General features: G+C 74.5%; 17 protein-coding genes and 1 pseudogene. 7 read left to right on the top strand and 11 right to left on the bottom strand.

The window, feature by feature from the left end; genetic code table 11:
* Nucleotides 1-69 precede the first annotated feature (69 nt).
* The 4 genes from IF30_RS0106045 to IF30_RS0106060 all read left to right on the top strand — a co-directional run bounded on the left by IF30_RS0106045 (nt 70) and on the right by IF30_RS0106060 (nt 4,032).
* Nucleotides 70-1,080 carry an ABC transporter ATP-binding protein gene (locus IF30_RS0106045; protein ID WP_078891161.1) on the top strand — a complete coding sequence of 337 codons (1,011 nt, stop codon included), beginning with the start codon at nt 70-72 and terminating at the stop codon, nt 1,078-1,080.
* A complete protein-coding gene (locus IF30_RS0106050; RefSeq protein ID WP_078891162.1) occupies nt 1,077-1,952 on the top strand; it encodes an ABC transporter permease in 876 nt (291 codons plus the stop codon). The genes IF30_RS0106045 and IF30_RS0106050 overlap by 4 nt, the downstream gene beginning before the upstream one ends.
* Before the next feature lie 113 nt (nt 1,953-2,065).
* Nucleotides 2,066-3,295, top strand: a complete 1,230-nt coding sequence (locus IF30_RS0106055; RefSeq protein ID WP_030232992.1) for a sensor histidine kinase — start codon at nt 2,066-2,068, stop codon at nt 3,293-3,295.
* Nucleotides 3,296-3,411: 116 nt separating this feature from the next.
* Nucleotides 3,412-4,032: a response regulator transcription factor gene (locus tag IF30_RS0106060; RefSeq protein ID WP_030232995.1), complete on the top strand. Its 621-nt coding sequence runs from the start codon at nt 3,412-3,414 to the stop codon at nt 4,030-4,032.
* Between the two features lie 33 nt (nt 4,033-4,065).
* Here the strand turns inward: IF30_RS0106060 and IF30_RS0106065 are convergent, their stop codons facing one another.
* From IF30_RS0106065 to purD, 4 genes are all read right to left on the bottom strand, one after another.
* On the bottom strand, nt 4,066-4,965 hold the full coding sequence (locus IF30_RS0106065) for a phosphoribosylaminoimidazolesuccinocarboxamide synthase (RefSeq protein WP_030232997.1): 900 nt from the start codon (nt 4,963-4,965) through the stop codon (nt 4,066-4,068).
* Between the two features lie 114 nt (nt 4,966-5,079).
* Nucleotides 5,080-6,618 carry a N,N-dimethylformamidase beta subunit family domain-containing protein gene (locus tag IF30_RS0106070; RefSeq protein WP_030233000.1) on the bottom strand — a complete coding sequence of 513 codons (1,539 nt, stop codon included), beginning with the start codon at nt 6,616-6,618 and terminating at the stop codon, nt 5,080-5,082.
* A 325-nt stretch (nt 6,619-6,943) separates the two neighbouring features.
* Nucleotides 6,944-8,527, bottom strand: coding sequence for a hypothetical protein (locus IF30_RS0106075; protein WP_030233003.1), 1,584 nt, complete (start codon nt 8,525-8,527; stop codon nt 6,944-6,946).
* A gap of 525 nt (nt 8,528-9,052) precedes the next feature.
* Entirely contained in the window at nt 9,053-10,300 is a 1,248-nt protein-coding gene (purD, locus tag IF30_RS0106080; protein ID WP_030233005.1) for a phosphoribosylamine--glycine ligase, read from the bottom strand.
* A 368-nt stretch (nt 10,301-10,668) separates the two neighbouring features.
* Between purD and IF30_RS0106085 the strand changes: the two genes are divergently transcribed.
* A complete protein-coding gene (locus tag IF30_RS0106085) occupies nt 10,669-11,454 on the top strand; it encodes an SLATT domain-containing protein (protein WP_078891163.1) in 786 nt (261 codons plus the stop codon).
* 153 nt (nt 11,455-11,607) lie between these two features.
* On the opposite strand, the gene IF30_RS0106090 is transcribed toward IF30_RS0106085, so the two are convergent.
* The 3 genes from IF30_RS0106090 to IF30_RS0106100 all read right to left on the bottom strand — a co-directional run bounded on the left by IF30_RS0106090 (nt 11,608) and on the right by IF30_RS0106100 (nt 14,344).
* Nucleotides 11,608-12,255 (bottom strand): hypothetical protein, encoded by a 648-nt coding sequence (locus IF30_RS0106090; RefSeq protein ID WP_030233011.1) that lies wholly within the window; start codon nt 12,253-12,255, stop codon nt 11,608-11,610.
* Between the two features lie 117 nt (nt 12,256-12,372).
* Nucleotides 12,373-13,410, bottom strand: a complete 1,038-nt coding sequence (locus IF30_RS0106095) for a GntR family transcriptional regulator (RefSeq protein WP_063752501.1) — start codon at nt 13,408-13,410, stop codon at nt 12,373-12,375.
* A 136-nt stretch (nt 13,411-13,546) separates the two neighbouring features.
* Nucleotides 13,547-14,344 carry a carbon-nitrogen family hydrolase gene (locus IF30_RS0106100; protein WP_030233015.1) on the bottom strand — a complete coding sequence of 266 codons (798 nt, stop codon included), beginning with the start codon at nt 14,342-14,344 and terminating at the stop codon, nt 13,547-13,549.
* Between the two features lie 173 nt (nt 14,345-14,517).
* Between IF30_RS0106100 and IF30_RS0106105 the strand changes: the two genes are divergently transcribed.
* Together IF30_RS0106105 and IF30_RS0106115 are read left to right on the top strand one after the other, a co-directional pair.
* Entirely contained in the window at nt 14,518-15,339 is an 822-nt protein-coding gene (locus IF30_RS0106105; RefSeq protein WP_030233018.1) for a maleylpyruvate isomerase family mycothiol-dependent enzyme, read from the top strand.
* Between the two features lie 514 nt (nt 15,340-15,853).
* A pseudogene (locus tag IF30_RS0106115) lies at nt 15,854-16,405 on the top strand (BRO family protein); the annotation flags it as partial.
* Nucleotides 16,406-16,471: 66 nt separating this feature from the next.
* Here IF30_RS0106115 and IF30_RS0106120 read toward each other — a convergent pair.
* The 4 genes from IF30_RS0106120 to IF30_RS0106135 form a co-directional block, all read right to left on the bottom strand.
* Complete coding sequence (locus tag IF30_RS0106120) at nt 16,472-17,908, bottom strand: MFS transporter (RefSeq protein WP_030233026.1); 1,437 nt, start codon at nt 17,906-17,908, stop codon at nt 16,472-16,474.
* Nucleotides 17,909-18,048: 140 nt separating this feature from the next.
* Nucleotides 18,049-19,227 carry a M64 family metallopeptidase gene (locus IF30_RS0106125; RefSeq protein WP_158834790.1) on the bottom strand — a complete coding sequence of 393 codons (1,179 nt, stop codon included), beginning with the start codon at nt 19,225-19,227 and terminating at the stop codon, nt 18,049-18,051.
* A gap of 276 nt (nt 19,228-19,503) precedes the next feature.
* The gene (locus tag IF30_RS0106130) at nt 19,504-20,727 is read right to left on the bottom strand and encodes a benzoate/H(+) symporter BenE family transporter (protein ID WP_030233029.1); all 1,224 of its coding nucleotides are present in this window, start codon (nt 20,725-20,727) and stop codon (nt 19,504-19,506) included.
* A 140-nt stretch (nt 20,728-20,867) separates the two neighbouring features.
* Complete coding sequence (locus IF30_RS0106135) at nt 20,868-22,298, bottom strand: dihydrolipoamide acetyltransferase family protein (protein ID WP_030233031.1); 1,431 nt, start codon at nt 22,296-22,298, stop codon at nt 20,868-20,870.

Here is a 22,298-nt window from a genome sequence, read left to right on the forward strand (position 1 = left end):
TGGATCCGCACCGCCCTCCCGTGACGGCGCGCACTGCCCCCGCGGCCGGGGAGGCGGAAGGCTCGGGGCATGGAAAAGAGTCGGCCCTCCCGCCCCAGCGACAGCGTGATCGACGTCACCGACCTGCACCGCCACTACGGCACCGGCGCCACCCGCCACCACGCCGTGCGCGGCGTCGACCTGACCGTCCGGCGCGGCGAACTGTTCGCCCTGCTCGGCACCAACGGGGCCGGGAAGACCTCCACCATGGAGGTCATCGAGGGTCTGGCCGCCCCCAGCGACGGCACCGTCCGGGTGCTCGGCCACGACCCGTTCGAGGAGCGCGCCGCCGTCCGCCCCCGGATCGGGATCATGCTCCAGGAGGGCGGCTTCCCCGGCGAGCTCACCGCCGCCGAGACCGGCCGGGTCTGGGCCGGGATGACCAGCGGCGCCCGCCCGGTCGGGGAGGCGCTGGAACTGGTCGGCCTCGCCCACCGCCGCGACGTGCGCGTCAAGCAGCTCTCCGGCGGCGAACGGCGCCGGCTCGACCTCGCGATGGCCCTGCTCGGCCGCCCCGAGGTGCTGTTCCTGGACGAGCCCAGCACCGGCCTCGACCCGGAGGCGCGCGCCGCCGTCTGGCGGCTGGTCCGCGAACTGCGCGCCCAGGGCACCACCGTGCTGCTCACCACGCACTACCTGGAGGAGGCCGAGGAACTGGCCGACCGGCTGGCCATCATGCACGGCGGCCGGATCGTCACCGCCGGCACCGTCGCCGAGGTGATCGCCGGACGGCCGTCCCGGATCGCCTTCGAGCTGCCCGAGTACGCCGGGACGGCGCTCCCGCTCCTGGCCCCGGCCGAGGTCGCCGTCGACGGCCGCAAGGTCACCGTGCAGACCGCCGACCTCCAGCGGACCCTCCACGACCTGCTCGACTGGGCCCACCGGCACCGCATCGCGCTCGGCGCCCTGGACGCCCGCAGCGCCTCGCTGGAGGAAGCCTTCCTCGCCATCGCCTCCGAGGCCGCCCAGGCACCGCCGCAGCCGCCCGTCGGCCCCACCGCCCGCACCGCCCGCCGCCGCCTGATCGGATCCGCCCGATGACCACCGCCGCCAACGCCAACGCCAACGCCGCCGACGCCACCGACGCCGCCGCCGGACCGCGGAGCACCGCCGGCCCGCGAAGCACCACCACCCGCCGCCTGCTGGCCCTCGGCCGCGCCGAGGCCACCCTGCTGCGGCGCAACCGCACGGCGCTGTTCACCGCCCTGGCACTGCCGCTGTTCCTGGTCTTCACCCTGCGGGGGACGCTCGCCCAGCAGGCCGCGCACCACCCCGGGCTGGACGTCGACTCCCTGCTGATCTACGGCTCCGTCGGGATGATGCTGGCCTTCGTCGTCTACTACAACCTGACCGCCGCCTACGTCGCCCGGCGCGGCGAGCTGGTCCTCAAGCGGCTGCGCACCGGGGAGGCCCGGGACATCGAGATCCTGCTCGGCACGGCCGTCCCCTCGCTGGCGCTCGGCCTGCTGATGGCCGCGCTGCTCGGGATCGGCGGCAGCGTCGGACTGCACCTGTCCGTGCCGGTCAACCCGCTGCTGGTGCTCGCCGGCCTGGCACTGGTCCTGGCCACCATGATCGCCCTGGCCGCACTGTCGAGTTCCTTCACCAAGACCGTGGAGAGCGCCGGCATCACCACCCTGCCGGTCATGCTGGTCATCCAGCTCGGCTCCGGCCTGTTCGTCCCGCTGGAGGTCATGCCCGCCCGGCTGGCCGACGTCTGCCGCCTGCTGCCGACCACCCCGGCCTTCCAGCTGATCCGCGTCGGCTGGTTCGGCACCGACGGCTCGGCCGCCGCGACCGGCTTCGCGGGCAGCTGGGGCACCGCCGCCCCGCACCTGGTCACCGGGGTGGTCTGGCTGGGCCTGGCCATCTGGGGAGCGGTGCGCCACTTCCGCTGGGAGCCCCGTCGCTGACGCCCCGTCGCTGACCGCCCGACGGGCAGCCCGGCGCAATCCGAAGGACGGGCCGCCGTCCCCCTCTGATAAGAAGGCAGCGACACGCCGATGATCGAACGGGGACCGACTCGATGGACGTCCGGGGGCCGGTCCGCCGGTGGAAGGGCTACGGCAAGCCCAAGCGCGCCGAACTGTACTTCCGCTGGTCGCTCTACCTGATGGCCTGGATGATGCTGCCGGCGAACCTGCTGGTCAGCGCCTCCGCCGTGACCATCCCGCACTCGATCACCACCGTCCGGGTCGCCCTGGTCCTCTCGCTCGCCTCCACCCTGGTGACCCTCCGGGCGTACCGGACCTCGCTGGACCACCACCTGCAGCGCCCCGGCGAGTACCGGCGCTGGCTGATCGTCAACGCGACGCTGTCGGTGCTCGGCTCCTGGTTCCTCCTGCTGCTCGGCCCGTCCTCCGGCGGACCGTCACACCCCCAGGGGCCGCCGTTCACCGCGCTGATCACCGCCGCCCTGCTCGGCGCGGCCGTCGGCCCGATGAGCGTGGGCCTGCCCCTGCGCAGGGCCACGCTCATCGGACTCGGGCTGATGCTGCTGGTCGCCCCCGCGGTGCTGCTGGCCGGCGTCGACCACACCACCACGGTCGGGCTGCTGGCCGGGACGACGGTCGGCCTGGCCATCCTCGCCGGCAGCTGCCGCAGCTTCGCCTGGGTGACCGCCGTCGTCTGGGAGCTGGACTCCGCCCGCGAGGCGCAGTCCCGGCTCGCCGTCGCCGAGGAACGGCTGCGCTTCTCCCGCGACCTGCACGACGTGATGGGCCGCAACCTCACCACCATCGCGCTCAAGAGCGAGCTCGCCGTCCAACTCGCCCGCCGCGGCCGCCCGGAGGCCACCGACCAGATGGCCGAGGTGCAGAAGATCGCCCAGGACTCGCAGCGCGAGGTCCGCGACGTCATCCGCGGCTACCGCACCGCCGACCTGCACGCCGAGGCGATCGGCGCCCGTGCCGTCCTCCGCGCCGCCGACGTGGCCTGCGAGATCGACCTCGGCGAGGACGCCGACCGGCTGCCGCCCCCGGTCCAATCGGTGCTCGGCTGGGTCATCCGCGAGGCCACCACCAACGTCCTGCGGCACAGCGAGGCCGGCCACTGCCTGATCCGGCTGCACCGGGAGGACGGCCGGGCGGTCCTGGAGCTGGAGAACGACGGCGTGCCCGCCGTCCCGCTCCCCTCCCAGGGCGGTGGCACGGGACTGCGCGGGCTGCGCGAGCGGCTGGCCGCCCACGACGGCGAGCTGACCGTCCCCGAGGCCGCGCCCGGCACCTTCCGGATGCGCGCCGCGGTCCCGCTCTGAGGCCCGCTCCGAGGGCCGTGCCGGCCGGCCCCGAGGCCCGCCCTCGCCCGCTCCGAGTCCCGCCCTCGCCCGCTCCGAAGCCCACTCCGACCCCACGCCACGGAGGAAGACCGCCGATGACCGACACCGCGCCCGTCCGGGTCCTGCTCGCCGACGACGAGCACCTGATCCGGGGGGCACTGGCCGCGCTGCTCTCGCTGGAGGACGACATCGAGGTGGTCGCGCAGGCCGGCTCCGGCCCGGAGGCACTGGCGATGGCGCAGTCGCACCGGCCGGACGTCGCGGTGCTGGACCTCCAGATGCCGGGCAAGGACGGCATCGAGGTGGCCGCCGAGCTGCGCCGGCTGCTGCCGGACTGCCGCTGCATGATCGTCACCGGCCACGGCCGCCCCGGCTACCTGAAGCGGGCGCTGGAGGTCGGGGTGCGCGGCTTCCTGCCGAAGACCGTCTCGGCGGCGGACCTGGCCGGCATCATCCGCACCGTGCGGTCCGGCGGCCGGTACGTGGACCCGGAGCTGGCGGCGGACGCGATCAGCGCCGGGGAGACCCCGCTGACCCCGCGCGAGACGGACGTCCTGGAGCTGGCCGCCGACGGCACCCCGATCGCCGAGATCGCCGTGCGGGCCTCGCTCTCCCCGGGCACCGTCCGCAACTACCTGTCCTCGGCTGCCACCAAGCTGGGCGCGGAGAACCGGCACGCGGCGGTGCGGATCGCCCGCGAGCACGGCTGGATCTGAGTCGCAGCCGTACCCGCGGGCGGCGCGGCGGCGTCAGGCCCAGGAGGTCCCGGTCAGCCGCTCGTAGACCTCGATGTACTTGGCCCGGGTCTGCTCGACGACCTCGGCCGGCAGCGCCGGCGGCGGCTGCTCGCTGTGGCGGTCCCAGCCGGAGGCCGGCGAGACGAGCCAGTCGCGGATCAGCTGCTTGTCGAAGGACGCCTGCGAACGGCCCGGCTGCCACTCGTCGGCGGGCCAGTAGCGGGAGGAGTCCGGGGTGAGCACCTCGTCGCCGATCACCAGCTCGCCGTCCAGCAGGCCGAACTCGAACTTGGTGTCGGCCAGGATGATGCCGCGCTCCCGGGCGATGTCGCGGGCGCGGGCGTAGACGTCCAGGGTGGTGCGGCGCAGCAGGGCGGCCGTCTCGGCGCCGATCCGGCGGGCGGTCTCCTCGTAGGGGACGTTCTCGTCGTGCTCGCCGACCTCGGCCTTGAGCGCCGGGGTGTAGATCGGCGCGGGCAGCTCCGAGCTGTTCTCCAGGCCCTCCGGCAGGGCGATGCCGCAGACCGTGCGGCTCTCGTCGTACTCGGCCAGGCCGGAGCCGGCCAGGTAGCCGCGGGCGACCGCCTCGACCGGGATCATCTCCAGGCTGCGGCAGACCAGCGTGCGGCCCTTCCAGTCGGCGGGGGCGCCCGCCGGGACCTCGGTGGAGATCACGTGGTTGGGCACGATGTCGGCGATCCGCTCGAACCACCACAGCGACAGCTGGGTGAGGATGCGGCCCTTGTCGGGGATCTCGTTCGGCAGCACCCAGTCGTGGGCGGACGTCCGGTCGCTGGCCACCATGACCAGCTCGCCCGTCCCGGTGCGGTAGAGGTCGCGCACCTTGCCGGTGTGCAGGTGGACCAGGCCGGGCACCTGGACCGGCTCGGGCTTGGTGACAAATCCGCTCAAGGTGTTCAGTCCTCAGGGGTCGTTCGCGCGCGTGGGGCACCGCGAAAGGGGAGGTCACTGCCCCCGCAGTCTTTCACGCCCGCCGCTCCCGGTTCCGGTGGAGGCCCCGTCCGGTCAGTTCTTGCAGAGCCGGTCCAGCAGGTTGGCGGTGGCGCGCTGGATCCGCTCGTCGGTCAGGCCGGGGCGGCCCAGCGCCGGCGACCAGGCGAAGGTGCCGGCCGCGAAGACGTACGCGCCGCTGGGCGCCCGGTACAGCGAGGTCTCCTGGTAGCGGGTGCGGCCGGCCAGGTCCCGGTAGGGCGAGTGCGCCAGCAGCACCCGCTCGGTGTGCTCGGGCAGCGCCACCTTGGGGTAGTACCGGTCGGCCTCGCCGGCCACCAGCCCCGGCAGCTCGTCGCCCTCCTGCAGGCCGGTGCCGTCCCAGAGCCAGTGCGCGGTGTGCCGGGCGACCAGCGGGACGGGCGCGGCGACCCGCCCCGAGTACTGCACACCGAGCAGGTGCTGCTCGGGCTCCCCGGCGTCCCGCCACAGCGCGCTGGCCGCGCCGGCCGCGCCCGCGGCCGGGCTGCCGGGGCCGACCTTCTGGCGCTTGCGGCAGTTGAGCAGCCGGTTCGGCTCGCCGGAGGCGGCGGCGGTCAGCTCGACCCGCCAGTACATGGTGTTGGCGGACAGGAACACCAGCGAGGTGCCGCCGTCCCGGGCCCGCTCGGCGGCGCGGCGCATCGGCGCGGACCAGTACTCGTCGTGGCCGGGGAAGACCAGCGCCCGGTGCCGGGACGGGTCGACCAGCCCGGCGTGCAGATCGGTGGCGGTGGCGTAGGAGAGGTCGTAGCCGTAGCGCTCGGCCCAGCGGATGAAGTCGTACGCGTGGCCGACGTGCAGCGGCAGCCCGGCGGTGGCGTGCGGGCGGTCGAAGGAGACGGTGACGGCCGCCTCCGGCTCGCCGACCAGGCCGCCCTCGCCGTCCCAGGCGTGGTAGAGGCTGGCGCCGGTGCGCCCGTCCTCGGGGAACAGGTTGTACGCCTGCCAGGTCACGTCGGGGAGCACCAGGAGCAGCTCGGCGGCGTGCCCCTGGTCGTCGAAGTCCCGCACGGTGAAGGGGATGTGGCTGCGGTGCAGCATGTCGGCGGTGGTCAGCACGGCGACGTAGGAGCCGGGCTTCCAGTGCACCGGGACCTGCAGTCGCCAGGAGTGCCACCAGTGGTGGCAGGAGACGGTGCGGTCGGCCACCAGCGGGGCGGGCTGGGCGAGGCCGGCGATCAGCGGGCTGGACGTCATGTGGCGGGCGCCGTCGCCGCCGTAGTGGCCGATCCGGAAGACGTCCACGGTGAACTCGCGGGGCGGGTTGACGGTCACGCGGAAGTCGACCGAGCCGCCGGGGCGGATCACGCCGGCCGAGGCGAAGCCCTTGATCTGCTGGTCCACGTCGTTGGCGCCCTGCGGGGTGCCGACCGAGGGCTTGGGCCGGGCGCCGGCGGTCAGCGGCTGCTGGCCGGGCGCGTCCACCGAGACGTACCAGGGGACGGCGCCCTCCGCGCCGGCCAGGTACTGGTCCGGGCTGCGCAGCCAGGGCAGCGGGCCCTGGCCGAAGGGGTCGGAGACGCTGTAGGCGTGTGTTCCGGACTCCCAGCGGCGGTTGAGTTCGGTCCCCACGCGCCCCTCCAGGTGCACTTCCGCCCGGTTGGCACGTGCCCCCCGGATGTGCGTGCGGTCTAATACACCACAGAGTGCTGGCGCTCCGTCACCCTCCGGTGGCATTTGGTGCGGCGAATCTTGCGCGCCGCCCGGAGGGGGCCTCCAACCTGCGAAGACGACCGGCGGCCGATTCGTCCGGGGGCGCGTGCGGGGCCCCGAGCGCCCTCCCGGGACGCCCGGGACGCCCGGGGCGCGAGAGCCGCCAGGGCCGCCGGAGCCGCCGGAGCCGTCCCGGATGCCGGGAGGCACCGGCGAGGCGTCCCGGAGGGTTCCGGGCGGCCGGTCAGAGGCGGACGGGCTTCTCCAGGCGGACGTCGGCGGCGTCCAGCCAGGCCCGCAGCGGGCCGTCCTGGCCCTGCTCGACGGCCTGGGCCACCGGGCCGGCGAGGTCGGTCCGGCGGACGCCGCCGAGCAGCAGCACCGGGCCGTCCAGCCAGTCCAGGCCGGGGACGCCGCCCGCGGTGTCCACGGCCGCGCAGCAGACCATCGCGGTGACGTGGTCGACCAGCAGGTCGCGGCCGCTGCGGTCGGGTTCGAGCAGCGGGGCCGGGGCGGTGGTGCGGGCCAGCTGGGCGGCGAGCGCGGCGGCCAGCTGCTCGCCGTCGCCCTCGGCGAGCCGGACCAGCAGCCGGGTGAGGGTCGGCGAACCGGGGCGGGCCTGCGGGGCGAGCAGGTCGAGGGCGGCCTGCAGGGCGGCGGCGCCCGCCCGCCAGCCGGCGTCCACCGCGTCGGCCGGGTAGTCGGCCCACTCCAGCTCGTGCCAGGCTCCGGCCGCCGGACGGCCGAAGAACAGCTCGGCGGCGAGCCGGGAGACCGCCCGGTCGACGGTGCCGGGCTCCTCCAGCAGGTCGCAGGCGGGGCGGTCGGCGAGCCGGCTGCCGTAGCCGTCGGCCAGCCGGTCGCGGCGGGAGAGCTCGGTGAGGGCGGCGACCACGCCGGCGTTGAGGTGCGCGGGGTGGCGGCCGAGCCGCCAGGCGGGCAGCGCGACCCGGGTGAGCAGCCGGTCCCAGCCCGCGTAGGCGAGGCCGACCTGCTCCTGGGCGGCGATCCGCAGGCCGTAGTCGACCGCCCTGGCCTGCTCGGACGCCCAGCTCGCGACCGAGCGCTCCAGCTCGGCGGAGTGGCCGCGGCAGGCGCCGAGCAGCCGGCGGGTGATCCGCCGGGTGATCCGGTCGGCGAGCCCGGCCGGACCGCGCCGGGGCGGCCGCGGCGGGGCGGCCAGGGTGCCGCCGCCGAGGCCGGGGGCCGTGCCCTGGCCGGAGTCCAGGCAGGCGTCCAGGCTGCGCAGGAAGCGGCGGGCGGCGGCGATCTCCGGGTCGGCGGAGGCGGCGGTGCCGGCGACCACCGGGGCGAGCAGGGCGCGCAGCTCACCCGCCCGCATCCACCAGAGGAAGGGCGAGCCGATCACCAGCACCGGGGCCGGCGCGCCTGCGTGCGACCGCAGCGGGTGCGGCCGGTGCGGCGGCGGGACGTCCTCCAGCCAGCTGTCGCAGTCCGGGGTGAGGGCGATCGCGGAGGGCGCGGGGACGTCCAGCCGCTCGGCCAGGTCACCGATCAGCCGGTACAGCTCGGGGGCCTCGGCGCGGTCCAGCGGGACGGCGGGGGTGCGGGGCGGCTCGGCCCGGCGCAGGGCGCGGGCCGTCAGGGCGGCCACCAGCAGGGTCAGTGCGGCGGCCGCGCAGACCGCCCAGCGGGCGGCGTCCCAGCCGGCCGCGTCGGCGGCTCCGGGAGCGCCGATCCGGCCGGTGAACCGGCCCGCGAGCAGGACCACCGCCACGGCGGCGGGCAGGACGGCGGCGGCCCGGGCGAGGCCTCGGACCCGCAGGACCGCCTGGGCGTGAGCGCGCGCGGTGTCGACAGCAGCCATACGGTGCGGCACCCCCTTCGGAGCCCTCGGGTGCCCGGGTACGGGCCCTGAGCCGACTCGAAACGATCAGTTCCGACCGGGAAGCGGAGGAGTCCGATCCCGGTAGTGCATGCTGCGTGGCGCTACTGCCATTTTCGACGCCCCGGTCCGGGTGGTCGTTCCGGATCGCCCCGGTTTCCACTCGTCCCGGTGACGCCGCCCGGATTCCGGACGCCCGCGGCCGGTCCGGTGCGAAGCACCCGGGCGACCGCCCGGCCGGACGCCGTCCAGCATCCCCCCGCGGAAGCGCCGCTACCCGGCGGCGCCCCCGGCGCGAAAGCCCCGCACGCTGCGATCCAGCGCACCATAAGGCCGGGCGCCCGGTTACGTCAGCCGGATGCGGGTCCTGTCACCCGATGGGCTGGAATCCGTCCGCCGAACGGTACGTCCGCCCCCGGCACCGCTCCGGCCCCGAAACGCCGGGGGCGCTGCGCCCATGGGGTTGATTCCCACGGTCCGCAGCGCCCTCGTGGCGGCCGAACTGCCCTACGCGGTGGCCGCCTTCAGCGCGATGTCGGTCCGGTGCAGGCCGCCCTTGAGGCTGATCCGGTCGACGGCGGCGTACGCGCGCCCGCGGGCCTGCGCCAGGTCGGCGCCGGTCGCGGTGACCGACAGGACCCGGCCGCCGGCGCTCAGCACCTGCCCGTCCTCGCCGGCCTTCGTCCCGGCGTGCAGCACGAACGCGGTGCCGTCCGCCTCGGCCTCGGCCAGGCCCTCGATCGGGTCGCCGGTGCGCGGCGCGGCCGGGTAGCCCTCGGAGGCGACGACCACGGTGACGGCCGCGCCCTCGTCCCAGCGCAGCGGCTCCAGCTGGTCCAGGGTGCCGGTGGCGGCGGCCAGCAGCACGCCCGCGAGCGGGGTGCGCAGCCGGGCCAGGACGACCTGGGTCTCCGGGTCGCCGAAGCGGGCGTTGAACTCGATCACCCGGGTGCCGCGCGAGGTGAGCGCCAGGCCCGCGTACAGCAGGCCGGAGAACTCGGTGCCGCGGCGGCGAAGCTCGTCGACGGTCGGCTGCAGGACGGTCTCCAGGACCTCCTCGACCAGACCGGCGGGCGCCCACGGCAGCGGGGAGTAGGCCCCCATGCCGCCGGTGTTGGGGCCCTCGTCGCCGTCCAGCGCGCGCTTGAAGTCCTGTGCGGGCTGCAGCGGGACGACGGTGGTGCCGTCGGTGATCGCGAACAGCGAGACCTCGGGGCCGTCCAGGTACTCCTCGATGACCACCCGGTCGCAGGAGGCGGCGTGGGCCAGCGCGGCCTCGCGGTCGGAGGTGACCACGACGCCCTTGCCGGCCGCCAGGCCGTCGTCCTTGACCACGTACGGGGCGCCGAAGGCGTCCAGCGCCTCCGCCGCCTCGGCTGCGGTGGTGCAGACGTAGGAGCGCGCGGTGGGCACGCCGGCGCCGGCCATCACGTCCTTGGCGAAGGCCTTCGAGCCCTCCAGCTGCGCGGCCGCGCCGGACGGGCCGAACACCGGGATGCCGACCGCGCGCACGGCGTCGGCGACGCCGGCGACCAGCGGGGCCTCCGGGCCGACCACGACCAGACCGGCGCCGAGCCGCTCGGCCAGCGCGGCGACCTGGGCGCCGTCCATCTGGTCGACCGGGTGGACCGTCGCCACTTGTGCGATCCCGGCATTGCCCGGGGCGCAGTGCAACTCGGTCACGGAGGGATCTTGGGACAGGGAGCGGCACAGGGCGTGTTCGCGGGCGCCGCCGCCGATGACGAGGACCTTCACGCCTGGAAGCGTAGTCGGTGGCCCGTTCCGGCCGCTCTCCGGTCCCGTCGGATCCTCCAGGAGACGCGGTCCGTACGCCGACGATGTCGGATGATCCTCCAAACCCGGACGGGTCCGGTGGGCGACGGGCACCCGGGTCAGGACCGCGGATCGCCGGGCCCTCGCTCGGACGGGTGAAATCTCGCCGACCCCCGCAACCCGCTCACCTTGGGTTCCGGTGGCCGAAACCCGTAACGATCAACCGGGAAGCTCCCCCATGGTCAGCCATTTGGCGGTAAGAAGTGCTGTTGGACGAGCACCGGTGGACTTCGCGTCAGCCGATGCACCGCCAGACCCAGCCGCCCCGCCCGCCACAGGGAGCCCCACAGGTGAGCCAGCCGGAAATGCAGCCCGAGGAGAGTGCCTGGGGCAAGGAGGTCGGTGAGGAGGACCCTCCCGCCGCCGCCGTGGTCCGGCGGGACTCCGACCGCCACCAGAGCGACCTGAGCACCCGCCAGTTCCCCCTCGGGGACTGGGGTGAGCCTGCCGAGCGGCTGGAGGAGCTCTACCGCTGGTCCGAGGAGCGGGCGGTCGAGGCCATCGAGTGGTACCGCCGGGACCGCATCTGGAAGCGCCGCTGGGCGCGCCTGCTGCGGTTCGGCACGGCCGGCTTCGCCGTGGGCGGGGTGACCGCCCCGCTGGTCGGCCTGGCCGGCAGCTTCGCGCACGGCACCGGCTGGGGCTACGTCGGCCTCGCCCTCGCCGCCGCCTGCCACGGCGCCGACCGGGCCTTCGGCCTCACCTCCGGCTGGATGCGGGACGTCTCCACCGGCCAGGCGCTGCAACGCCGCCTGGAGGCCTTCCAGTTCGACTGGGCGTCGGAGTGCGTGCGCGAGGTGCTCGGCCCGACCGAGGGCACCGCGGGCGAGGCCGCCGAGCGCTGCCTGGGCGTGCTGCGCCGGTTCTGCGAGGACGTCTCCGACATGGTCCGCACCGAGACCGCGGAGTGGATGCTGGAGTTCCGCGCCTCGATGACCCAGCTGCCCACCCAGGCCCCCGGGAGCTGGGGCGGCCGCTCCGAGCCGGGGGTGGGCGCCCAGGTGCGGGTGCTGCCGCCGCCGGGCACCCGGCCCACGATGCCGCGCCAGCGGCCGCCGGAGGGGCCGCTGCGGTGAGCCCGGGCGGCCGGTGAGCCGGGGCCCGGCGATCCCCCCGAGCCGGTGAGCCCGGGCGGCCGGTGAGCCGGGGCCCGGCGATCCCCCCGAGCCGGTGAGCCCGGGAACCTGGGCCCCGGTGGGCCCGTGCGGTCGCGGGCCGCCCGGCCGGGCTCAGGCGAAGACGATCATCGAGCCCTGGGCGACGCTGCGGGTCGCCGCCGCGTACAGGCCCGACCAGGCGTGCCGCTCTCGGGCGAAGGGGTGCACGTCGTCGATCGGCGGCCCGAAGGGCTGCTCCAGGCCGGTCGGCCCGAGCGGCCGGGTCGGGTCCGGCGGGTTGAGCGGGTCGATGCCCAGCGAGGGCGCCACGGCCTGCAGTTCGCGCAGCAGCCCGTGGCTGGAGCCGAGCGGACCGCCGGAGGCGAGCAGCGTGTCGTCCACCAGGGGCACCTGGAACTCGATCGGCACGTACGCCCCCGCGTGGTCGAAGTGCCAGACCAGGTGCGACTGTTCGGCGCTGCTCTCGAACATCTCCAGCAGCTGCTCGTAGTCGCCGCCGAGCGCGTCGACCGGGGTGATGTCCAGGCCGGTGAGGCCCAGCAGGTAGGCGCGGCGCAGGAAGTGCAGCGAGTCGTAGTCGAAGGCGGCTATCGGCTCGACCGCGCCGCTGATGCCCGGAACGTACTCGTAGACCGGCACCTCGGGCAGCCCGCGTGAGGCCAACACCGCGTTGTAGAGGGCTAGATCGTCCCGGAAGGGGTTGTCGGGGCTGTGGCTCAGCACGTCCACCAGCGGGACGAGCCAGAGGTCGCAGGCCATGGCCGGCAGTTCCTCTCCGGGCGGCGGGGATCGCCCGCCGGGGGCGGGGCGACGACGGGGGCGGAGTCGGTACCCGGACGGCCCTTTCCCGGGGGCCCGGTCCGACGCCCGCCCACCCTACCGGCCCGGGGCGGCGTGCGGGTCGGACCGTCCCCGCGGAGCCTCGGGGGGCGGTTCGGGCAGCCGGCGGCCGAACCGGCCGTACGACAGCGAGCGGGGCTGCGGCACCAGACCGAGGCCCAGGCCCAGCTCGCGGCCGAGCTCCCGGCCGAGCTCGTCGCTCCGCCGGGCGCGCTCGCCGCGGGCCGCCCCCGGCCCGGGGGCGGGCTCCGGCAGGTGCCGGGGCGACGGCTCGGGCCAGTGCTCGGGCGACGGCTGCGGAGACGGCGGCTCGACCGGGACGGGCGGCTGCTCCGCACCGGTGATCTCGGTGAGCAGGCCCAGGACGGCCACCGACTCCAGCGGCTGCCCGGCGAGGCCGGCCAGCAACCGGGCGGTGTCCAGGTCGTACTCGCAGACGATCCGGTGCGCGCCGGCCAGGTCGTGCGCCTCGATCGCCCCGACCAGGTCCAGGTGGCGGTCCCAGCAGACCCCGGCCAGGCTGGGCAGCTCCCGCAGGTAGGGGGCGGCGAACATCCAGGACTGCACCCGCAGCCAGTCCAGGTAGTCGGCGATCCGGCGGTTGCCGAGCAGTCCGGCGACCTCCTGCCAGAACCGGCGGTCACAGCCCACCATCACGTCCAGGTTCCCGGCCCGGGCGGCGCGGACGGCCGCGTCGGCCCGGCGGTGCAGCGAGGGCAGCCGGCTGAGGTCGGGCAGGGCCCGGCCGGTGGAGAACTGGCGGTAGAAGCTGTCGGTGAGCAGCACCCGGGACTCGAAGATCTCCAGGAAGTCGTCCCAGCACAGTTCGGGCACCGTGAAGCCGCGGTGGTGCTCGGTGCGCAGCAGTCCCTGCGCACCGAGGTCGACCAGGGCCTCGCGGGCCGGGGTCGCGGAGACGCCGTACAGCTCGGCGACCTCCTTGACGGTGAAGTTGCGGCCGGCCGCCAGCCGGCCGGCCATCATCTCCTCGCGCAGCGCGCCGGCGATCTGTTCGCGCAGGCTGTTGCGGTGGATGACGGGGCGGGGGGTGTCGCCTGCACCGTCGCCAGGCATGGGCGCGACCTCCTCGGGCGGGCCGACCGGACCGGCCCTCGACGGACCGGTGGGAACACGACGAGTGCTCATCTTCTCAAACCCACCCGGGCCAGGTACGAACCAACCCTCCGGAACCCCCGCACACCCCGCCGGGTCAGCGCTGGACCGGCGCCGGGATCCCCAGCAGGCGGTCCCGCAGCACCGGGAACTCCTCCCGCGCCCTGGCCACCTCGGCCGGATCGAACTCCACGGTCAGCACCTGCTCGTCCTCCCCCGCCTCGGCCAGCACCCGGCCCCACGGGTCCACCACGATGCTGTGCCCGGCCTGCTCCACCCCGGCGTGCGTCCCGGCGGTGTTGCAGGCCAGCACGAAGGCCTGTTCCTCCACCGCCCGCGCCCGGGCCAGCAGCGTCCAGTGCTCCCGCCGCCTGGCCGGCCAGGCTGCCGGAACCACCAGCAACTGCGCGCCGGCGTCCAGCAGCGCCCGGAACAGCTCCGGGAAGCGCAGGTCGTAGCAGGTGGCCAGGCCCAGCGTGGCGAAGTCGGTGGACGCGGTGACGATCTCCTGACCGGCGCCCATCACCACCGCCTCACCGCTGTCGAAGCCGAAGCGGTGGATCTTCCGGTAGGTGTGCACCAGCTCGCCGTCCGGGGCGAACAGCATCGAGGTGTTGTAGATCGGACCGTCGGGATCCCGTTCGACGATCGACCCGGCGTGCAGCCAGACTCCGGCGGCCCGGGCGGCGGCGGCCATCGTGTCCGCCGTGGGCCCGTCCAACGCCTCCGCACCGTCCGACCAGAGGTCGTACGCGAAACCGCCGAGCGGCCACAGCTCCGGCAGCACCACCAGGTCCGCGCCCTGCTGCGCCCGCACCAGGGCTGCCGCCCTGGCCCGCCGCTCGGCGGGCGGCTCGGGGTCGGAGACCGCGAGTTGGATCAATGAAGCGCGCACAGTACCACCGTCCACGGCAAGAGACCTACGATCGTCACCCGAAAGCGCTGCCCAGCTGTCTCCCGGCAGCGTAACGTGCGGTTAGCGCGTGCGCCCGGAAGCCGGACCATCCCGACCGGCCGGCACGGCGGGGCGCGGACGGCAAGGAAGCTGACGGAGGGCCGGAGATTCCCGTGACGGACAACCAGACCGTGCAGGCTTACACCGAGGCGTGGACCCAGAGCATCGAGTCCATATCGGAGCTGGTCGCCCCCCTCCCCGAAGGCTCCTGGAACCGGGCCACCGAATGCCCCGGCTGGTCCGTCCGGGACGTCGTCTCGCACGTCATCGCGGTCGAGTCCGAACTCCTCGGCGACCCGCGCCCGATCCACGCCCTGCCGCGTGATCTTCGCCACGTGGACACCGAGTTCGCCCGCTACGTCGAACTGCCGGTCGACAAGCGCCGCTGCCACACCGCGCTGGAGATGACCAGCGAGCTGGAGTACACGATCATCCGCCGCTCCCGCGCGCTGCGGAACGCCAAGCAGACACCCGAGGAGCCGGTGCGCTGGCCGGCCGGCCCGCTCGCCCGGGACGTCCCGTACCACGAGCTGCTGCGGATGCGGGCCTTCGACGTCTGGGTGCACGAACAGGACCTGCGCCGGGCCCTGGACACCCCCGGCAACCTGGACTCCCCGGGCGCCCTGATCACCCGGGACCTCCTGCTGGAGCTGCTGCCCAAGGCAGTCGCCAACAAGGCCGGCGTCCCCGCCGGGACGGCCCTGGTGCTGGACGTCACCGGGCCGGTGGAGTTCCTGCGCACCGCCCGGGTGGACGCCACCGGCCACTGCACCGTGGACGAGTCGATCAGCCTGGCCCCCGACGTCCAGCTCACCATGGACTGGGAGACCTACGTCCGGCTCGCCTGCGGCCGCGGCCGGCCCGGCCCAGTGGCCGTCGAGGGGGACAAGGAGCTGGCCGAGCGGGTGCTGGCCAACTTCTCGGTCACCATCTGACGGCCCGGCACTCCCCTGCACCCCCTCCCCCTACGCTCCCCTGCGCGCACCACCCGGCGTGCACGAACGACTGCGCGCCGGGGCGGCACCACTCGTGCATCCATGCGTCAACACGGCACCAGCCACCTCACCTGTTCGGCCTCGTTGTTCCGGTCAGTCCTGCCATCACCCGGAAGAAGGAGGGGCGTCCCGATGGACGACGAACAGGAACAGCAGGAACAGCAGGAACAGCAGGAACGGATGGTCCTGGTGCGGTCCAGCTTCCCGGTCACGGGGCAGCCGATCAGGGTCGTGATGATCGACGGGGAACCGTGGTTCGTCACCAAGGACGTCTGTGCCGTACTCGACCGCGGCAGCCCGACCTGGGCCAGCAGGATGGTCGACCCCAACGACACCCGCACCATCGACATGCGCTCGGTATGCCTGAGTCCAACTCAGGCATACCGCGTTTCCGCAGGTGGGAATGGACTCGTACGCGGAAACCCACGCCTGAACCTCGTCAACGAGGCGGGGGCTCTACCGCCTCGTCATGAGGTCGGACAAGCCCAATGCCCGGCCCTTCCAGCAGTGGGTCACGGGCAGCCTCCTCCCCTCTGTCCGCCGGGGGGACACCGACATCCCGGCCCAGCAGCGGCGGATGGCGGAGACCCTGTCCGAGGCGATCGGGCAGCAGGTGCAGATCGTCGCGGAGATCGACCACGAGGACTGGCCCGGCCTGACCGTCCACTCGGACGGGACGGTCCACTGCCGACACGGGGAGATGGTGCTCCACCTGCCGAACAGGGAGGAGGACAGCGGGCCGCCGTTCGGTGCGTACTTCGCCTGCCCTGGCGTGGAACGGGTCGGTATCCGGGGCAGCCGGATCGTCCCGGGCTGCCCGAAGCTGAAGCTGGTGGACCTGATCCGCCTGAGGAGCGAGGCACAGTCCGAGCCCGCCACCGAACCCGCCACGGACCACGGGCTCATGTACGCGCAGGTGAACGCCGGCCTCATCGGCCGCATCTACGGCACCGCCCCGCAGTTCGCCGAACTGCTGCGCGCGTACGGGCCCCGACCCGGCCGGTAGCCGGTGCCCCTGTCCGACCCTGGTTGACCTGGTTGACCTGGTTGACCCTGGCCGAAGGGCGGTCGATCACGTTTCCGCAGGTCGGAGACGCTGCACATGGACCTTCCGCCGCAGCCGGAGGATCATCAGCGTCCCGATCGCCAGCGGGACGTACTGCCAGCAGAACGCCCAGCGGAAGGCATCGGCCGGGTAACCGTCGGTGCCTTCCGGGGTGAGTGCGTCCAGCAGCACGCCGATGCCGAACAGCGTGATCATCGTGCCGATGAAGCCGCCCATGTTGACGATCCCGGAGGCGGTGCCGAGGCGTTGCGCCGGGTTGTGGGAGCGCGCGTAGTCCAGGCCGACCAGCGAGGCCGGGCCGTTGCTGCCCATCACCAGGATGATCCCGACCAGCAGCCAGGTGGGCGGGTGCCCGCCGGGCCACGCCAGCACCAGCGCCCAGCCGAGCGCGGTGGCCGCGATGGCGGTGAGCACGATCGGCATCCGGGCCCGGGCGGTGCGGGAGAGCAGCCGGCCGAACAGGAACCCGAAGCTCATGTTGCTGAGCACCAGCAAGGTCAGCAGGCCGCCCGCACCGGCCCGGGACATGCCCTGCGCCTCGACCAGGTAGGGCAGGCCCCAGAGCAGGCCGAAGGCGTTGCCGGGGAACTGGGTCGTGAAGTGCACCCACAGGCCCAGTCGGGTGCCCGGCTCCTGCCAGCAGGCGAGCACCTGCCGGCTCACCTTCGGCCTGGGCACCGGCGGGTGCTCCACCGGTCGTACGGCCGCGACCGGGCCCTCCTTCAGGAACAGGGCGACCAGCGCGAACACCGCCACGCCGAGCAGCGCGATCGCGGCGAAGGTGGGCGTCCAGCCCTCGTTGTGCAGCGCCTGGGCCAGCACCACGGTGGTGACCAGGTTGCCGCCCATCCCGGCGAGGCCGGTCAGCTGGGCCACGAAGGGGTTCCGGGCGGCCGGAAACCAGCGGGCGGCGATCCGCAGCACGCTGATGAAGGTCATCGCGTCACCGCAGCCGAGCACCGCCCGGGAGGCCAGCGCGGGGGCGAAGGAGGAACTGAAGGCGAAGGCCAGCTGGCCGGCGCTGAGCAGCACCACGCCGAGCAGCAGGACCCGGCGCGGCCCGAAGCGGTCGACCAGCAGGCCGACCGGTATCTGCATGGCCGCGTAGACCAGCACCTGGAGGATCGAGAAGGTGGAGAGCGCCGAGGCGCCGATGCCGAAGCGGTCCGCGGCGTCCAGTCCGGCCACGCCGAGGCTGGTGCGGTGGACGACGGCCAGGACGTAGACGCTGACGCCGACGGACCAGGCCAGCCAGGCCGCGCGGCCACCGGGCGGCGCGGGCGCGAGGGCGGGGACGGGGACGGGGACGGGCGCGAGAACGGCCGCGGGGACGCCCGCGGGGACGCCCGCCGCGACTGCCTCGGGGACGGCCTGGGCCCCGGCGGCGGGGCGGGGAGCGGAAGCGGACGGGGGCGCGGCTGAACGGGCGGGCTCCACGGTCATAGTGCGACCAGATTAGTCATCCCATGATGGGACGCCCAGGTGGGGTTCGGTCCTCCGGGCGCGAACGCGCGCCCCGGCGGCCCCGCGGATCCGCCGGTGCGCTCCCCTCCGCCTTCCCGACCTCCCCCGCCTTCCCCGCGTCAGCCGGTCAGCGTCCAGGACACCGACCGGGTCATCCAGCGGTCCCGGAACGCCTCGTCCCGCACCCAGTCGGTGGTGTCCCGGACGGTCGCCGTCACGGTGGCCGTCCGGCCCGGGGCCAGGTTCAGCCCCGCAGTGTCCAGCCAGGAGCCGTCGGCGGACTGCGGCGTCACCGGGACGCCGTCCACCTTCCACTCCACCTTCAGCTGTCGCGGGCCGTTCAGCGGCAGCGGGCGGACGTCGAGCCGGGGCCGTCCGGTCACCTCACCGGGCGCGGGCAGCGGGGCGTCGGTGGGGCGGACCTTGCGGTACAGCTCCTTGACGATCGCCTCGCGCGAGGGGAGGTTGTACGCGCTGCCCAGGGTGCGCATGACGGAGTCCTGGGTGGGCCGGTAGAGGCCGTTGGCGCTGCGGTACGCGCCGACCGTCCCGGCGCCGTCCGGGGACTCGGCGCCCAGCCAGCGCCACCACTTGGTCTGCTTCTTGCGCATGTCGTCGGCGTTGAGGGTGGAGAGGTTGGGGTAGTCGGCGTCGTCCGGGGCGCTGTCGTACTCGTCGCCGAGGTCGCCCACGGTGTGCCCGATCTCGTGCTGGATGATCCGCCCGGCGTCGGGGCTGCCGCCCGCCAGGGTGGTCACCCCGGTGCCGCCGGCGCCGCCGTACTCCGTGGAGTTGGCCAGCGCGATCAGGTACTGCGGCCCGGCGCCGTCCCCCGCGTAGCGGGCGGTGGCGGCTTCGTCGGCGCAGAGCAGCCGGGCGGTGCCCTCGCACCAGAAGTGCATGCCGAGCGGGGTGGCCGGGTTGCGGCCGCGGCTCTCGGTCTCGGCTATCCCGGAGACCGGGGAGACCACTTCGACCCGCCTTATGTTGAAGAAGCCCTGGTAGGTGCGGAAGGGCTCGATGTCCATCAGCGCGTGCCAGGCCTTGTCGGCCTGCTTGCGGAACTGCTCCTGCTCGCCGGCCGTGTAGCCGTCGCCGAGCAGGACCAGGGTGATCCGGTTGGCCGGGTCCCCGGTGCGACGTATGTCGACGGTGGGGGCGGCCACGGGTATCCGCTGGTCGGCGCGGATCGCGGTGTGCGGCGGCACCGCACGGTCGGCCGGGGCCCCCGGCCCGATCACGCCGAACGGCGAGGGGCCGATCAGCTCCAGGGTGGCGGGGAGTACGGCGGTGGACACCAGCACGAGCGCGGCCAGACTCCGAACGAGACGGCCAGGGTTGCCAGGCGGCATACGGGTGCGTCCTCGGGGTTCCGGTCACCCGGCGTCGCCCGGGTGGTGGAGCGGAGACGTACCCGGACCGGCGTGTCGCCCCCACCGGCGGACGCAAATGTCACCGACCTGGCCGAACGATCCAAACCCTCCCTGTCATACGGGTCATACCAACCACTCGCTTCCACACCGCTGCCCCACCACCTCCCCCGCCACCCCGCTCACCGCTTCTCGCCACCCCACTCACCGCTTCCGGAAGTCCAGCACGAGATGGGTGCCCAGCCCGAAGAGCAGGCCCCAGAAGGCCGAGCCGATGCCGAACAGGCTCATCCCCGAGGCGCTCGCCAGGAAGGTCACCACCGCCGCGTCCCGCCCGCGCTCCTCGGCGACCGCCGCCGCCAGGCTGCCCTGCAGCGAGGCGAGCAGCGCGACCCCGGCGATCACCGCGATCAGCGCCTTCGGCAGCCCGGTGAACAGGCTCACGAGCACCCCGCCGAAGCTGCCCACCACCACGTAGAGCACGCCCGAGGACATCCCCGCGACGTACCGGCGGCGCGGGTCGGGGTGGGCCTCCGGGCCCGAGCAGATCGCCGCCGTGATCGCCGCCAGGTTCACCCCGGGTGAGCCGAACGGCGCCATCAGCATCGACACCGCACCGGTCGTGCCGATCAGCAGCCGGTCGTCCGCCCGGTAGCCGAAGGCCCGCATCACCCCGAGGCCCGGCGCGTTCTGCGAGGCCAGCACGACGATCGTGAGCGGCAGCGCCAGCCCCACCAGGGCCGACCAGGAGAACGACGGCACCGTCGGCACCGGCACGGTCGGCCCGCCCGAGCCCAGGGTCAGCGGGAGTCCGACGGTGAGCGCGGCCAGGACCCCGCCGACCGCCAGGGCGACCGGTACGGCGTACCGCGGCGCGAGGCGCTTGGCCAGCAGGAAGGCGGCGAAGCTGCCCACCACCAGCACCGGTGCGCCGTGCACGGCGCCGAAGATCCCGGCGCCGAAGGAGAACAGGATGCCCGCCAGCATCGCGTTCACGATGCCCGCCGGCACCGCCGCGATCAGCCGGCCGAACCAGCCGGTCACCCCGAACAGCGTCACCACCGCCCCGCTGACCAGGAACGCGCCGATCGCGTCCCGGTACGGGTAGTCGCCCAGGCTGGTGACCAGGAGCGCGGCTCCCGGGGTGGACCACGCGGTGATCACCGGCGTCCTGGTCCACCAGCTCAGCGCGAAGCCGCTCACCCCGCTGCCGACGGCCACCGCCCAGATCCAGGAGGCGGTGTGCGCCGCGTCCAGCCGTCCGGCCGCGGCCGCCGCGAGCACCACCACCAGCGGTCCCGAGAACGACACCGCGACGCACACCAGCCCGGCCAGCAGCGCCGGCCCCGAGGCGTCCCGCCGCAGCGACCGGCGTTCCCCGGCCTCGACCGCCGCCTTCTGCGGTCGGACTGTCAGCTCATCCGTCATCCCGGCAGTATCCCGGAGCCCGGCCGAAGACTCCCGGGAGAATTCCTCGACCCGTCCGCAGCCCCGGCGGAGTCGACGAAGGGGCCCTGCTCCGCACGGTGGTGCGGAGCAGGGCCCCTTCCGTCGACTCCGGTGAGCCGTCAGCCCCAGGTGATCAGGCGCTTCGGGCGCTCCAGCAGGGCGGCCACGTCGGCCAGCACCTTGGAGCCCAACTCCCCGTCCACCAGGCGGTGGTCGAAGGAGAGCGCCAGCGTGGTCACCTGGCGCGGGACCACCTTGCCCTTGTGCACCCACGGCATGTCCCGGACCGCGCCGAAGGCCAGGATGGCGGCCTCGCCCGGGTTGAGGATCGGGGTGCCGGTGTCGACGCCGAAGACGCCGACGTTGGTGATGGTGACCGTCCCGCCCTGCATGTCGGCCGGCGAGGTCTTGCCCTGACGGGCGGTCTCGACCAGCTCGCCGAGCGAAGTGGCCAGACCCGTCAGGGTCTTGGACCCGGCGTCCTTGATGTTCGGGACGATCAGGCCGCGCGGGGTGGCCGCGGCGATGCCGAGGTTCACCTGGCCCTTGACGACGATCTCCTGGGCCGCCTCGTCCCACTGCGCGTTGATCTCGGGGTGCCGCTTGATCGCGGTGAGCAGCGCCTTGGCGACGATCAGCAGCGGGCTGACCCGGACGTCCCGGCCCAGTTCGCCGCTCTCCTTGAGCCGGCGGACGAACTTCATCGTGCGGGTCACGTCGACCTGGACGAACTCGGTGACGTGCGGAGCGGTGAAGGCCGAGGCCACCATCGCCTGCGCGGTCGCCTTCCGGACGCCCTTGATCGGCACCCGGACGTCGCCCGCGGTGGAGACGGGCGCCGGCACCGCGACGGCCTCGACAGCCGCGGAGGCCGCGACGGTCGGAGCGGCCTCGGCCGCCGGAGCAGCCTGGGCGGCGGCATGCCCGTGCACGTCCTCGCGGGTGATCACACCGTCCAGGCCGGTCGGGGTCACCTCGCGCAGGTCGACGCCCAGGTCCTTGGCCAGCTTGCGCACCGGCGGCTTGGCCAACGGCCGCTCGCCGGCGGGCGCTTCGGCCACCGGCGCGGCAGCGGCCGGAGCCGCCGGGGCGGGCGCGGCCGGAGCCGGCTTGGTCGCGGCGACCGTGGTGGTGGTCCGGCGCGCCCGGCGCTGGGTGCCGCCGGTGCGCGGGCCGTACCCGACCAGCACCGCGCGGCGCTCCGGCTCGGGTTCCTCCGCCGGAGCCGACGCCGAGGCCGGCGCCGGTGCCGGGGCCGCGACGGGGGCGGCCGGAGCCGCGGCCCCCGCCTCCCCGGCGACCGCGATGGAGATGATCACGGTGCCGACGTCGACCGTCGCGCCCTCGGGGAAGTGCAGCTGCTCGACCACCCCGTTGAACGGGATGGGCAGCTCCACCGCCGCCTTGGCGGTCTCCACCTCGCAGACGACCTGCCCGTCGGTGACGGTGTCACCGGGCTTGACGTACCAGCTGAGGATCTCGGCCTCGGTGAGGCCCTCGCCCACATCGGGCATCTTGAACTCGCGGAGCGAGCGAACTTCGGTGGTCAT

This window comes from Streptomyces sp. NRRL S-350 (assembly GCF_000719705.1).
Taxonomy (GTDB): Bacteria; Actinomycetota; Actinomycetes; order Streptomycetales; family Streptomycetaceae; genus Kitasatospora.

Excerpts from the sequence above, each read along its gene's own strand:
- IF30_RS0106045 (WP_078891161.1), top strand. The coding sequence starts at position 70 with ATGGAAAAGAGTCGGCCCTCCCGCCCCAGCGACAGCGTGATCGACGTC.
- IF30_RS0106060 (WP_030232995.1), top strand. The coding sequence starts at position 3,412 with ATGACCGACACCGCGCCCGTCCGGGTCCTGCTCGCCGACGACGAGCAC.
- IF30_RS0106055 (WP_030232992.1), top strand. The coding sequence starts at position 2,066 with ATGGACGTCCGGGGGCCGGTCCGCCGGTGGAAGGGCTACGGCAAGCCC.
- IF30_RS0106075 (WP_030233003.1), bottom strand. The coding sequence starts at position 8,527 with ATGGCTGCTGTCGACACCGCGCGCGCTCACGCCCAGGCGGTCCTGCGG.
- IF30_RS0106135 (WP_030233031.1), bottom strand. The coding sequence starts at position 22,298 with ATGACCACCGAAGTTCGCTCGCTCCGCGAGTTCAAGATGCCCGATGTG.
- IF30_RS0106050 (WP_078891162.1), top strand. The coding sequence starts at position 1,077 with ATGACCACCGCCGCCAACGCCAACGCCAACGCCGCCGACGCCACCGAC.
- IF30_RS0106095 (WP_063752501.1), bottom strand. The coding sequence starts at position 13,410 with ATGCCTGGCGACGGTGCAGGCGACACCCCCCGCCCCGTCATCCACCGC.
- IF30_RS0106130 (WP_030233029.1), bottom strand. The coding sequence starts at position 20,727 with ATGACGGATGAGCTGACAGTCCGACCGCAGAAGGCGGCGGTCGAGGCC.
- IF30_RS0106120 (WP_030233026.1), bottom strand. The coding sequence starts at position 17,908 with ATGACCGTGGAGCCCGCCCGTTCAGCCGCGCCCCCGTCCGCTTCCGCT.
- IF30_RS0106090 (WP_030233011.1), bottom strand. The coding sequence starts at position 12,255 with ATGGCCTGCGACCTCTGGCTCGTCCCGCTGGTGGACGTGCTGAGCCAC.